Raw genomic sequence first — 13,599 nt, 5'->3', positions numbered from 1 at the left:
TTATTATTAAAAATCTAGCTTTCTCTTTACCTTTTAAATGTAAATAAACTTATTATTTTTTATATAAATCTTTAACTCCACCTCTATATCTTGTAAAAGATCGTTAATGAGTTCATAAAAATCATTTCCATACTCACTACACTCGTATTGAGCAAAGATTTGAATCACATATCTAGTTTCCGTCTCTAATGCTGACTTTATTCGATTAACCCTTTTTTCTTCTACATACGCTTGATATTTATGTATTGCCTCATAAATAAGCAATACATGCGCTTCTTCATCTCTCCAGTCCAGCGTATCAACAATTGAAAGAAATAGCGTATTTTGATTATCTATTACTTCATAACCATTCATATATTTCTTACACCCTTTTTTGTTTTTCATTGCATGCAGATGTCACTACACTTCGCATACTCAAGTACATCTTTTAATGATTGATGAAATTCAATTTCTGGGATCCAACCTAAATTTTTTATTTCCTCTGTTGCTAAACTCTCATTTGAGTCGCTCCCACTTTTCTCTGTTTCCTCTATAAAAAAATTTAGCTGTGTTAATTCTTTATATTGTTCTAGTACATCTAATAAAGATCGTTTTACTCCTGATCCGATATTATATTGTTTTCCATTTATTCCATCTCGTAATAACACATGATACGCTTTGACCGCATCACGTACATCTAGAAAATCTCTACTATCTTTCAAACTGTTTACTTCGATAATAGCCTTACTTCTACCTGATTCTATATCTATTATTTTCTTTGCGAGAATCGAACAAATACCATTCGATACCCCTGGACCAATTAAGTTTGAGGGCTTTGCAATGATAATATTTGAATCCATTAATCCTCCCCAAGCCTCTGCAATAATGACTTGCATCGTTTTACTTAAACTATATGGATTTGAAATTTTCATTTCGTTCATACTATCTGCTTGCAAAGCAGATCCTATAACTAATGTTCTACAATGCGAGGCTTCTTGCTTAATTGCTTCTAATAAATATAACGTTCCTATTACATTAATCTCTATATACTCAAGAGCAGCTGTCCAAGATTCTATAACCGAATTCCTTCCTGCTAAATGCAATACGTAGTCTGGCTTTATTTGTTTCATTACCTTCATTACTTCGCTCTTATTAGTTAAATTACACGTAATACCATTTCTAATTTTTTCTCTATGTGCACGATTTTGAAACATAGGAATTACATGAAAGCCCTGCTCTAAAAAATAGTGGCAAGCATGGCGGCCTGTGAAACCATTTGCACCAGTTATTAAAAGGCTCGCATTTTTTTTCATCGCAAAAACCCTCCTTTTAATAGCATTTGTTTCACCTCATGTTTTGCAAGTAAATCTTGTTGAGAACTAAAACTCTTCACATCCACTAGCGGATAGCTAGAATAATATTCTTGAAGTCCTTCGATAGGAATCGTCGGTAGTACCACAAAATAATTTTGATTAAAACTTATACTTGTTTTACTCTCTACCTCAGATAGAAGCATTTCACTTAATTTTTCACCCGGTCTTATCCCTACCTCTTTCACCTTAATATTTTCTTTTTTTGAATCTTCAATTAATATTTCCGCTAAATCTGTTATTTTACATGCCGGCATTTTCATAACAAAGATTTCCCCGCCTCTACCTTGATATACGGCTTTAAATAACAATCCAACAGCATCTTCAACTGTTAAGAAAAATCTAGTCATATTCGCATCGGTAATCCCTACTTCTGAAGATCTTTTAATTTGTTGTTTAAAAAGCGGTACTACACTTCCACTCGTTCCTAAAACATTTCCACCACGAACACAAATGAATTTTGTTTTCTTCGTTTGTATATTCGCATGAACCATTAATTTTTCACCAATTGCTTTTGTCATCCCATACGTATTTGATGGATCAGCTGCTTTATCCGTTGAAACATATATAACTTTTTCAACTTGCATCTGTGTAGAGGCTTCAATTACATTTTGCGTACCATGTATGTTAGTTTTTATAGCTTCATAAGGATAATACTCACATACTGGAACGTGTTTTAAAGCTGCAAGATGGAATACATAATGTACACCTTGGCATGCATAGACTAGTTGATCTTTATCACGAATATCTCCAATAATAAATTTTAGCCTATCATCATTTATAAACTGTTGCTGCATTTCAAACTGAACCGTTTCATTTCTTGAAAAAACTCTAATTTCTTTCGGTGATTTTTCTAATAGTTGTTTTATAAGTTCATGCCCCCACGAACCTGTACCACCAGTAATTAAAATTATTTTATTTAACATTCCTTTTCCTCCTACGAAACATCTCAATTTAAATAATATTTATTGAATTATTTTCAATTGATTCAAATCCTAATCGTCGTTTGTTACATTTAATTGACAAAATAAAAAAACAGAAACTATTAAACTTAGTTTCTGTTTTTCATTTCACCTCACAACAGTAAGATTTTCCATACTGTTTGCATGATAAATAAATTCCTTGTAAAAAAACACCGCTCATTTATTTCTTATACTCGTAATAAAATAAATAGAATGATTCATAGCCAATAATCATGTTTAAATTTATGAAAAAGGGAGGTAACGGAATGGACCGAAACAATTCATATCATACATATAACGGACCTTCCAAAGCACTGCCTCTCTCCCTATTCGATGTAAAAAATGAATTGAAACAAAAAAGCAAACTTATTCCTTCTGATACCATGTATAAATTAACGAAAGAAGAGCAACTCATCATCAACAAAATAAAAATACAAACAGAACAGCTAAATAAAAATAATGTTACAAGAACACGCGCATACTACCAATTTTACATTCAATATCCAGAAATACATTGGGCACTGCTTGGGCATATGGTATCACGTAACGGCGGTTGGAATATGACTGATTTAAAGGGCGATTTATATACGAGAATTTTATCAGAGAAAGATCAATTCATATTTTTTTCTTTTTTAGAAAGAGGGAATTGGCTTATTTTCCAAGATGTATACCCTCAATTTTTACTTTACGAACAAAGTGTAAAAAGATCACAAAAGTTATTTCACCTTCTCCCTCACCTAAATGTTTCTACATTTATGGAAACGATGTGGAACCATTTTTGGAAAACAGGTAACAAAAAAACTTTAGCGATTGCCACTATTATTAATGAACAAAACTACTTAGAAAAAAGAGTGATTCAAAATGTACAATTTAAAAAGACTGTACTAAATAGTATTGGATTTAAACTCTTTGATTTCTTTCAGTTTAATCATATTCTTTTCCCATTCTACGAAAATGATAAGAAACAAAAAGTGTTACTATTTGGTGATACAATGAAACATTTCACTTCCTTACATGAACGGATATTAATTGGAAAAAGATTGTACTCATTATTATTTCGAGATACACATGTTTTATCTCAAATAATACGCTGGGCTCAACACCATCCACATACAGGATCAAGGAAAGATTACTGGCCCCATTTATTTTCAAGTGTAAATGAATCTTTTTCCCGTGAGTTTTATAAGCGCCGAATAAAGAAATGCCAGTTACGAAATGGCGCTTATCGCATATACAGCCCTGCACTCATCTATGCATGGCGAGATATGAAGCATGAAGAAGTTGACAGTGAAGATTGGTTTACTGATTGGCAAGTTGTAAATTACTTAGTTGATAAGGAGGAAAATATAAATGGACAAATTACAGAAGACTACTGCAAAACACTCGAAAAAATTGAACTCGCCATTCTCGCAAAGAAAAATGTCCTCCTCCGAGAAGAAGAATGAGTTTCTAGCATTAGTAGTTACAATCTTTCTCTCTTCTATTATTGGAACTTGCTTAGATGCCTTTTTTGTTCATAAACAAATATATTCCTTTCCGGCTAGGCCCTTCTCATCCACATTTTCGGTTAATATAGCTTTTACATTGTTCGTACTGCCGATTTTAACAGTTATCTTTATACACATTTCAAAAAAATTATCTAACGTTTCTAGAATTTTATTTATTATTTCAATCGGTATTTGTGCTAGCCTTTTTGAACAGATTGCTGAAAGTTTAGGTTTATTTGTACATAGCGCGAATTGGAACCATACATATTCTTTATTTGGTTATATGATTTTTCATTCTTTTATTTGGAACGTATATAATTGGATAAAAAAATAAAGAGACCATTATAGGTCCCTTCTTAAGCATACTCTTCCGTTATTGCTAATGGTGCCAATGTTTGAAGGCTTTTAGAGCGTAAACGATAGGCAACGACTTTCTTCTTATATTGCTTAATGACATCAACATGTTCTTCATAGCTATATAGCGAAAATCTAATCTCTTTATTCCCTTTCTTCGTATCAATGACTATGGGTGTCCCTTCTCCGTGCGGCGGGAAATAATGTTTATCTAAAAACAAAGCCTCATTAAATTCATGAATAACTTGTAGTTTCATTTCTCCCTCTATATTTTTTCCATCTATCGATATAGAAGTATTTTCCGCCTCAAGCTTTTGATGCAATTCAAATTTACTAATAATTGATTCTACAACAGAAGTGGGCATGCTAGAAACTAATACTTTAATAGCTCCAAAAACAAATAATGTAACTATAAACCATGTTGTCATTGTTATCATCTCCATTACATTTAAAAAATAAATTTCGTTCCATACGGTATTAGTATACTAATGAGTATTCCAGTTACAATCATCGTTACCGAACCGATTGTCGCCTCTTTCTCGCCTTCCTTCACGAGACGGCTCACACCGATAATATGTGATGCACAGCCCATTCCAACTCCTTTTCCAATCGTACTTGTTATACTGAAAAACTTAAGTACTGTTGGTCCGATCATAGCGCCTGTTATTCCTGCAACAACTACAAAACTAGAAGTCATAGATGGAATACCACCAATTTGATCCGCTAATGATAGGGCAATAGGCATCGTTGCTAACTGTGGTAAAGTAGTTAATATAAGTTCCTTATCTATATTTAAAATTCCGCCAATCACTACATTCATACTCGTTACAGCCACTATACCTATCACTACTCCAATAAGTATCGATAAAAAATTTTTCATAAGTATCTTTCGCTCTTTAAATAGAGGTATGGCTAATGCTACAATTGCAGGGCTCAATAAGCTTGAAAGAATGTCTCCTCCATTTTCCCTATACTCATGATGAGAAATACCAAAAATGAAAAATAAACAAATCATAATTGCCGTAACTGTTAACACCGGTAACGTAAATGCAAACGTAAATTTTTTATATAGCTTTGTCGCCAAGAAATAAATTGCTACAGTAATAATAATTAAGACCATTTGAATCGTGCACCTTGTCGATTTTATTTTTTTGTTGTTATTAATATTTGACTTATATACCCTGAAACAATCAAAGTTACTACAGTACTTGCAACTACTAAAAGGAATATAATACTCTCCTTACTGAAAAGAAAAGACCCGTATTCCATGAGCCCTGTTGTCGAAGGGATTAAAAATAACGGTAAAAATACGATTAACTTTTCCGCACCTAACTCAAACCATTTTAACGGTAAAACGCGAGTGGAAAGGAGCAGGAACAGTATTAACATCCCTATTAAACTTCCTGGCATTGATAGATGGAATACTCCTTGAATCCACGTACCCACTAGGCTAAATACATATAGCACGCCTACTTGAAGTAAAAGCGTCACGTACTTCATTTCTTTCCCTCATTTCACTATCACACATCCATATTATGAAATCTCATTTAGCGTGTCGGCAAACCGTTTAATTCCAAGTTGAATTTGTTCTATATTCGCTCTACCAAACGTAAATCGTATATATTCATTTTTCGAACCTAAAACACTGCCCGGAACAAATGCGACACCATTCTGTATAGATTCACCTAATAAGTGATATTCATCAAACTTTCCTTTCACTTTACACCATACATGTATTCCACCCTCTGGCACGAAACATTCAACTCGGTCTCCCAATGTTCCTTCAAGCTCTGCAATTAATACATCTCTTCTTTGCTTCAATTGTCCACGAAGTATCGTAATATGTTTATGGAAATCCTTTGATTCTAAAAATTGATTTGCTACCCACTGCGTAAATACACTATGGCCAAAATCAACTTGTTGCTTTGCATCTGCTAAACGCTCAATTACACGTGTAGGACCAATTATCCATCCAATACGTAATCCTGATGCAACAATTTTTGATAATGAACTTATATAAAGAACATTTCCATTTTGGTCCATTGATTTTAATGTCGGGTTCACTTCTCCATTAAAAGAGATTAAACTATACGGATCATCTTCTACAATTGGTATACCGAACTCAGAAGACAGTTCTAAAATTTTTTTACGTCTCGCTAATGAAAGCACAGTCCCCGTCGGATTCTGATAATCTGGATTCAAAAACACCATACGAATGCGATGCTTTTTGTGCAAATCGATTAAGTCATCTGGATTCATTCCATGCTCATCAACAGGTAAATGAAATATGTTTAAACCGGCCGATTTAAACATTGGAAGCGAAAAACAATACGAAGGATCTTCAATCGCTATCGCATCGCCAGGTTTTAATAAACATTGAACGATAAGATTAAGCGCCTGTTGTGCTCCTGACGTAATAAGAATAGAGCTTGAATCTGCTTCAATTTGTTTATATTGCTGAACATGTGCTGCAATTGTTTTTCTCAACATCTCATTTCCAAGTGGATGATCATAACCGAGGTTTTCCATAAATGTTTTCTCCGACAAAATTGTTCGAAATCTATCACTTGGAATTAATTCTGGTGACAGTTCACCGCTTGCTAAATTAATTAAATCATCTTTTTGTGTTTCCGTTCGAATTTGTTGAACGAGTGGTACGTTAGGTAAGAACGATCCATCCTCCACGTACCTACCCCAGTTCGGTATTCGTTTATGTGAGACACCCCATATGTCTGTATTGACCCGTGTTCCGCTTCCCTTTTGCCGTTCTACTACTCCAAGTGATTTTAATTCTTCATACGCAGCTACTATTGTACTCCGGTTCACCTGTAATTCCTTTGCTAACATACGCTCAGAAGGTAACTTACTATCAGAAGGAAATTCACCTGAAGAAATGCCTCTTTCAATATAATCCGCGATTTGTTTATATACAGGTGTCTTATCTGCACGATTTGGTTTCCATTCCATCTAGTTTCCTCCTTTCAAAACGAACTATCCTCATTTTTTACTAACAGTATTCACCGTAAAAATAGTATTAATTAGTCACATTTTCTTATCCGTAAATGGATATATCCAAAATGGTTCTCTTTCTGATTACTCAATAGCTTCTGAAATTCCAACTTCATACTCTCATTTCAGTTCTTTTACAAACTATTAAATCATTACCGCGTACCATGTTACCCCGGCCAGTAGAACAAAAAGAAGAAGAATATAGATTGCAGATAAGTTTTTCACATTTCTTTTTGTAGACTTACCGTAATTCTCCTCCACGTTTCTTGCAACTAGTACAGTCCCAAATAGCGATACAATTACAATAATAACGACTAGTGAAATTGCAAAACTCATTGTCTTTTCACCTCTCTAAGACCCATCTATTTTAATTAAAGAACTTACATAAAAATCTTCCTCTTTAAAACGTTGATAACATACTACCTTTCTTCTCTTATCATAATAGATGTTTGCAAAAAGCGGACCAACCACTTTCGTGTTTTTTTGCTCATCCACTTAAAAAATAAAAAGCAACTGATCACTTAGGACCAGTTGCTTTTTTCACACGATAATTTTTCATTTAAAATTAATTCGATTTAAAAGTTTCGCCTTTTCATAATGAAACATCGACTGAGATAACTCAAAAATTGTTCCATTTACAAGATACACTGTATTTCTATTGTTGGTTATTGGAAAAGAAATAAGAAGCGATATATTTTATCGCTTCTCACTCTCATCATCTTTATTCTTTTATTAATGACTTATTCGCTCTTATAACTTCTTGATACAATAATGGTGACCACTTTTCATTTATGTAGTCTTGAATTACCCAGCCTACTCTCGCAGGATTCTTTTGTTTTATATGGTTTGCAATTTCAGGATTTATATAAGAGGCATAGTAATATGGACTATTCCATGCTGTACCACCAGAAGACAAGCTTGTAAAATTTATATATAGATGATTTAAATCCTCGCTATTGTTCATCGTTTCATTCATTGTATCTTTAATAGATTTTACTTTCTCATCATAACTCACTTTATATTTATCTTGTACTGTTACATTTACATTTTGATTTACAGTTATGGTAAACGTCTCATTATCTGGCCAATAAAAATTATTATATCCTCCAGATTCATTACTACCACTATATCTTTTTAGTAGTACAATTTTCCCACGAGCATCTCCAAGTTTTATATTTCCTTCTGTTTTTAAAAAGATAGGATCAACAAAATAATTTTTTTCAAACGTACTACTAAATGAATCTTCTGCCCCTTTCATATCCTCATACTCTTTTTTTAAAGACATAATAATCGTTTCACTCGGGTTATCTCTTAAAAATTGTTTCGCTTCGTTTATGAATTCATGCAGTGTTACATAAAGATATAATGGCCCATGATGAAGAACTATCGTATTATCATCTGTTAAACGTCCTCTTATATCAAAAATGCGAGCTCCATGGTCCATTTGATAGCGAAAATCATATTCTTGCGTCATTCCCCATACTTGCTTAATCGGATTTTGCAACTTGAACGTCCCACTATCGTGTGTTCCTGGAATTGAAATTCGTGCTAACGGGATATTATCAGGTATAGGTTGCATCCATTTCGACCAATTTTCAAGCTCATTAACAGAGCTAGCTGCAACTACTCTCTTATCATGTAAAGCAAATACAAATGTGATAAATATTGTACTACATATGAATAATTTCAAAATTAACTTCTTATTGCTCATTATTATCCCTCTCTTTTTCTGTTTTTATATCAAACTTATTGAATATAATATAAGCTAGTTCAGAAAAAATAAATAACATTTCATCAATATGAAATATTGCATAGAAGTAAAGTTAAAAAATCATTCACATATACTAAATTAGAAAATTTAAAGGAACTTCATCTGAAGTTCCTTTTACTTATTTTATGTTCAATACGTATGAACCATCTTTATTCTCATATTTATAGACGTATAAATAATATTTACCTGGCTTTGCATTATAAGTTCCTTTAACTACATTGCCTTCATTTTCACCATATGCTACATAGTTATTTAAATCTGATTCATGATGAAGTACCCATGTCATTCCGATATTTTGTTCATTTAGTAGAGAAATATTAATATTTTCCGGCGAGTCAATTTGGAAAGTAAATACATCTACTCTATCACTATTATGTAGCATTCCTTTCACCGGTGTATGAAAGTTAACTTTATTTGCCTGTCTAGGCTCATTATTTGGTTCATTTTCTGTTACTTGTAATTCATTCCCACCGTTTGGTTTTCTTTGTTCATAGCCTAAGTTTACTAGTATAGACTTCAAATCTGGTAAAACACCAATTTTATCTGCATATGGATCTTTAGATTTTGTTCCTGTGCTCTGGTTGCTTAATATTGCTCTTAGTTCACTAGGTCTATATGGTTGTCCTAAATTTTCTTTAGCAATGCTTTGTACTAAAGTCGCTGCCCCAGCAATAATTGGCGAGGCACTAGATGTTCCGCTAAAGCTTGAAGTATAAAGATTTACAGCACTTCTACTTTGTTCAGCTGTAGTTGTATCTACATTTTCTCCCCATCCGTACACATCAATACGGCTTCCATAATTCGAAAACCACATACGTTCATGAGGGAAAGATGAAGAGCCAGCGCCTACCATAATTGCACCCGAATCTTTAAAATCTTTACTATTACGATTTAAGACTTGCTTACCTTTTCTATCTTTGAACTGGTCTAAATCATTCCACCCATTTGCTCCAGCCTCTATAATTACAATCCCTTTATCTGTACCAGCACGAATTGCATCAAAAATATCTGGTTGTACTTCAACAGGTAAATATTTATCACCATATCCATCAAAGGATGCTTGCGCCTCTAATAATAAAACATCCCCAGCTTCTAACTGATTTACAGCGCTTAATATTGCATCAGCCGTATTATACTGTCCGTTATCTCTTATTTGAGAGATAACCTTTGCTTTCGCTTTTGGCGCAATCCCAATATTCCCGACTTCATTGTCCTCAGAGGATACAATTCCTAGTACAGACGTCCCATGACCGACATGCTGATCTATATTTCTTCCAGACATTAATTCAATATTTTGATGTAATAAATCCTCATGATTTAATAGCCATCCGTATTCCATATCAACAAAAGTAATACCATTTCCATTACCGCCTTGAATTCCCCAGGCGAAAGGCGCATTAATACCGTATGGGGCTGCTTCAAGATAACCTTGTTTTTTAAATCTAGGATTGTTATTAGGATTAAGAGCTACACTTGATGATTGCACTTCAGGTGGCATTATTTTCTCTTGTTTCTTCATATACGCATCTTCTATTAAAGAAGATGCCTTTAACTTATCTACTATTTCTTCTTCATACCCACTATTTTGATTTTGAAGAATATAGTAGTTTAATAGACTTGTAGATACATGATTAGGTGCTTTCACTTCAAGGTTTTGTATTTGTTCCGGGCTTACAGATGTGAATAAACGAGTAAATGTTACATCTGGATATTCTGTCAAAAGATCTTTTATTATTTTATCATTCGTTTGAGATTGTATTTGTTTTTCAATACCATCTTCATATGGCAAATCCAAATCCGCTTTAAATTTTACAATGATTTGCTTATCTGTTTCTTGTTCTATCCCTAATTTACTCTGCTGTTCTATAGAATCAGCATATACACTATTGATAGTGCCTCCTGTTCCTAAAAGTGTTGTAATGATTACAGTTGACGCACACATTTTTTGAAATATTTTCATTACATCAATCCTCCTATTAATAATTATTAATCATTATATTAATCTATAATCATTAATCCTATAACGTATTCCCTTTCTACTAAATAGATTATAGTAATCAGAAATATGAACTTCAATGTATTTTCATATGCAATATTTCATATTCTGACTCTACACTAAACGAATATGAAACTTATAGTGATTATTTATTTTATATGTGCTAATATACTTACATTAATATATTACGCATATACACATTTCAAACTACATTACTTAATCGTTTTACCTTAATTTTTTCTTAGGAGGATTTACAATGAAATTACTAAAAATAAAACATATAATTCCTTTATCTGCGGCCGCAATTACATTCGTATGTAGTCAAAGTACAGCTGAAGCTTCTACCATTCATACAGTAAAAAAGAACGATACACTTTGGAGCATTAGTAAACAATACGGAGTTTCAATACAATCCATTAAACAGGCTAATAATAAAGGAAACGATAAAACCTTTATTGGCGAACAGTTACATATTCCAGGGTCCGTGAAATCAAATGAAATCACTGTTCCTCAAAATGCCAAGCCTGCGAACATTTCTGAACAAATTATTTATCAAGTACAACCGGGAGATTCATTAGAAACGATAGCAAAGCGTTACAATGTCACTGTCCAATCTATAAAACAAATGAACAATACAGTCGGAAACAAGCTTTATACAGGACAACATTTAAAAATCAACTCAAGTATTTCACAAAAAGAAAAAGACTTAATGGCACGCTTAGTTACCGCTGAAGCAGGTGGCGAATCCTATAAAGGAAAAGTAGCAGTAGCCAAAGTTATACTAAATCGTGTAAATGCAAAAGGTTTTCCAAATACAATAACAGGCGTTATTTATGAACCTATTAAATACGGATATGCATTTACTCCTGTTACAGATGGAAGAATTAATCAACCTGCAAGTGCAGAAGCAAAAATGGCTGTAGAAGAGGCTATCTCCACAAATGGAGTAGATTCAGACTGGATTTATTTCTACAATCCAAAAACATCAACGGACAAGTGGATTACGACACGTCAAACAGTAGCAGTAATTGGTAATCATGTGTTTGCTAAATAAGATTTAAAATCATTAACAGACCTCTTCACTTAAAAGGTCTGTTTTTTCTATGTAAGATGTTATTAATCATATGACATAGTTATTTTTTAAACTGTTTCTTCTTTCAAATAAAAATTTTTGTATTTACTCCACCACTCGTAGAAATTAATAAAGCATCAAGTTCAAAAACTCCCACTTTATTAATAAAAGCTATTTCTTAACTTCATAAAATTGTTATACACTAGAAAAATAAAAAACAAACTATTCGTTAGCAGGTGGAAGAATATGTATGATGTTACGATTATCGGCGCTGGAGTAAGTAGCATTTTTATGGCTTATTCACTAGCTAAAAGTAACAAAAAAGTTTTAATTCTTGATAAAGGTAAAGCGCTAGAAGATCGCCATTGTCCTTTAGACGAAGGAAAAGTGTGTAATTGTACTACATGTGATAAATATTTCGGGTTTGGTGGTTTAGGCAAATCTGAAGGGAAATTTAATTATACAAACGGATTTGGCGGAGAACTTGAGAAAAAAGTCGGTAAAGAGGGTTTTTTACAACTCATGGCTGAAGTAGATGAAATTCTATGTCAGTTTGGTGGAAGTTCGGTTTCAAAATATTCTACTGAAAATTCAAGTCTCACTAAGAGAGCTGAAGCGTCTGGTTTACAAATGCTAACAACAGAAGTAAGACATCTTGGTACTACACTTTCCAGTAACATTTTTCAGCAGCTCTATGAATTTTTACTGACGAAAATAAAGATCCAATTTCATATAGATGTACAACATATTCTGAAACAGGAAGATCATTTTACAATAGATACAAATCAAGGAACAGTTCAAACTAAGCAACTAGTATTTGCAACTGGGCGCTCTGGGGCCGATTGGTTAAAAGAAATGTGCAGTTCCCTAAATATTTCTCAGGAGCAAACACGTGTAGATTTAGGAATTAGAGTAGAAATGAAAGAACATCAATTACGTTCTATATTAAAAGATACTTTTGAAACAAAACTTTCTTATCAAGGTGAGCATTTCACAGCAACTACTTACTGTATGAATCCAAAAGGACGCATCATTCGAAAGTACGAAGAAGGTTTAGTTATGCCTGACGGTCAAAATTTTCGAGAGCAAGGAACTGGCACTTCTAATTTAAATTTCACTTTATTTATTCCTAACTATTTTCCAACTCTCAAAGAAGCAAATGTATACGCAAGTTCAATTATTAAAGGCATTAACCAAGGACGAGATCGGATTGTTATACAGCGCTTAGAGGACTTACTAAAGAAACAACCTACGGCGGAAAACAGCATGGAACATAGCCGTATACAGCCTACACTACAGGGGGATTATGGAGATTTGAATCAAGAAATTCCTCAATTATATATTGAAGGACTCAAAGAATTTTTATTACGTTTAGAACAATTTATACAAGAACCTATTGATCAACATACTTTACTATATGGAATTGATGGAAAGTTCTATGCTCCTACGATAAAAATTAATAATCATTTTGAAACTAGTATACATGGGCTATTTTTAATTGGAGATTGTTCAGGCGTTACGCATTCATTATCTCAAGCAGCTGCAAGTGGTCTGTATGTTGGAAAGTACTTATCTGACATTTAATTTCTATCATTAAAA

General features: G+C 33.1%; 14 protein-coding genes and 1 pseudogene. 4 read left to right on the top strand and 11 right to left on the bottom strand.

Annotated elements, in window-relative coordinates:
• Window positions 1–33 precede the first annotated feature (33 nt).
• Genes MR136_RS05025 through MR136_RS05015 form a run of 3 tightly spaced genes read right to left on the bottom strand, consistent with a single transcriptional unit; the run spans window position 34 to window position 2,275 of the window.
• Window positions 34–384: a DUF6572 domain-containing protein gene (locus MR136_RS05025; RefSeq protein ID WP_002164458.1), complete on the bottom strand. Its 351-nt coding sequence runs from the start codon at window positions 382–384 to the stop codon at window positions 34–36.
• Window positions 381–1,292, bottom strand: coding sequence for an SDR family oxidoreductase (locus tag MR136_RS05020; RefSeq protein ID WP_000739077.1), 912 nt, complete (start codon window positions 1,290–1,292; stop codon window positions 381–383). Before MR136_RS05020 ends, MR136_RS05025 begins: the two co-directional genes overlap by 4 nt.
• A complete protein-coding gene (locus tag MR136_RS05015) occupies window positions 1,289–2,275 on the bottom strand; it encodes a UDP-N-acetylglucosamine 4,6-dehydratase family protein (RefSeq protein ID WP_017672883.1) in 987 nt (328 codons plus the stop codon). The genes MR136_RS05020 and MR136_RS05015 overlap by 4 nt, the downstream gene beginning before the upstream one ends.
• 302 nt (window positions 2,276–2,577) lie before the next feature.
• Here MR136_RS05015 and MR136_RS05010 point away from each other — a divergent pair, with 302 nt between their 5' ends.
• The gene (locus MR136_RS05010; RefSeq protein WP_061457633.1) at window positions 2,578–3,756 is read left to right on the top strand and encodes a DUF2515 domain-containing protein; all 1,179 of its coding nucleotides are present in this window, start codon (window positions 2,578–2,580) and stop codon (window positions 3,754–3,756) included.
• A complete protein-coding gene (locus MR136_RS05005) occupies window positions 3,731–4,132 on the top strand; it encodes a CBO0543 family protein (RefSeq protein ID WP_033693203.1) in 402 nt (133 codons plus the stop codon). Before MR136_RS05010 ends, MR136_RS05005 begins: the two co-directional genes overlap by 26 nt.
• A 22-nt stretch (window positions 4,133–4,154) precedes the next feature.
• On the opposite strand, the gene MR136_RS05000 is transcribed toward MR136_RS05005, so the two are convergent.
• The 8 genes and pseudogenes from MR136_RS05000 to MR136_RS04965 all read right to left on the bottom strand — a co-directional run bounded on the left by MR136_RS05000 (window position 4,155) and on the right by MR136_RS04965 (window position 10,892).
• Window positions 4,155–4,580 carry a YfmQ family protein gene (locus tag MR136_RS05000; protein WP_000214634.1) on the bottom strand — a complete coding sequence of 142 codons (426 nt, stop codon included), beginning with the start codon at window positions 4,578–4,580 and terminating at the stop codon, window positions 4,155–4,157.
• A 20-nt stretch (window positions 4,581–4,600) separates the two neighbouring features.
• Window positions 4,601–5,272, bottom strand: coding sequence for an LrgB family protein (locus tag MR136_RS04995; RefSeq protein WP_000242940.1), 672 nt, complete (start codon window positions 5,270–5,272; stop codon window positions 4,601–4,603).
• 23 nt (window positions 5,273–5,295) lie between these two features.
• Complete coding sequence (locus MR136_RS04990) at window positions 5,296–5,652, bottom strand: CidA/LrgA family holin-like protein (protein ID WP_061457635.1); 357 nt, start codon at window positions 5,650–5,652, stop codon at window positions 5,296–5,298.
• 33 nt (window positions 5,653–5,685) lie between these two features.
• Window positions 5,686–7,119 (bottom strand): MocR-like pyridoxine biosynthesis transcription factor PdxR, encoded by a 1,434-nt coding sequence (gene pdxR, locus MR136_RS04985; RefSeq protein WP_000454965.1) that lies wholly within the window; start codon window positions 7,117–7,119, stop codon window positions 5,686–5,688.
• Between the two features lie 186 nt (window positions 7,120–7,305).
• Window positions 7,306–7,497, bottom strand: a complete 192-nt coding sequence (locus tag MR136_RS04980; RefSeq protein ID WP_000006458.1) for a hypothetical protein — start codon at window positions 7,495–7,497, stop codon at window positions 7,306–7,308.
• A 219-nt stretch (window positions 7,498–7,716) separates the two neighbouring features.
• Window positions 7,717–7,815: pseudogene (locus MR136_RS04975) on the bottom strand (GntR family transcriptional regulator); the annotation flags it as partial.
• A gap of 67 nt (window positions 7,816–7,882) precedes the next feature.
• The gene (plcA, locus tag MR136_RS04970; protein WP_017672881.1) at window positions 7,883–8,872 is read right to left on the bottom strand and encodes a phosphatidylinositol diacylglycerol-lyase; all 990 of its coding nucleotides are present in this window, start codon (window positions 8,870–8,872) and stop codon (window positions 7,883–7,885) included.
• 178 nt (window positions 8,873–9,050) lie between these two features.
• Window positions 9,051–10,892: a S8 family peptidase gene (locus MR136_RS04965; RefSeq protein WP_242259265.1), complete on the bottom strand. Its 1,842-nt coding sequence runs from the start codon at window positions 10,890–10,892 to the stop codon at window positions 9,051–9,053.
• A 292-nt stretch (window positions 10,893–11,184) separates the two neighbouring features.
• Between MR136_RS04965 and MR136_RS04960 the strand changes: the two genes are divergently transcribed.
• Both MR136_RS04960 and MR136_RS04955 read left to right on the top strand, forming a co-directional pair.
• Entirely contained in the window at window positions 11,185–11,982 is a 798-nt protein-coding gene (locus MR136_RS04960) for a cell wall hydrolase (RefSeq protein WP_061457637.1), read from the top strand.
• Between the two features lie 264 nt (window positions 11,983–12,246).
• Window positions 12,247–13,584, top strand: coding sequence for an NAD(P)/FAD-dependent oxidoreductase (locus MR136_RS04955; protein WP_098770999.1), 1,338 nt, complete (start codon window positions 12,247–12,249; stop codon window positions 13,582–13,584).
• The last annotated feature ends 15 nt before the right edge of the window (window positions 13,585–13,599 follow it).

It is taken from the genome of Bacillus cereus group sp. BfR-BA-01311, assembly GCF_022664295.1.
In the GTDB taxonomy this organism is placed as follows: domain Bacteria; phylum Bacillota; class Bacilli; order Bacillales; family Bacillaceae_G; genus Bacillus_A; species Bacillus_A cereus.
The sequence above is the reverse complement of the archived record's forward strand: the minus strand, read 5'-3'. Positions and strand labels throughout refer to the sequence as shown.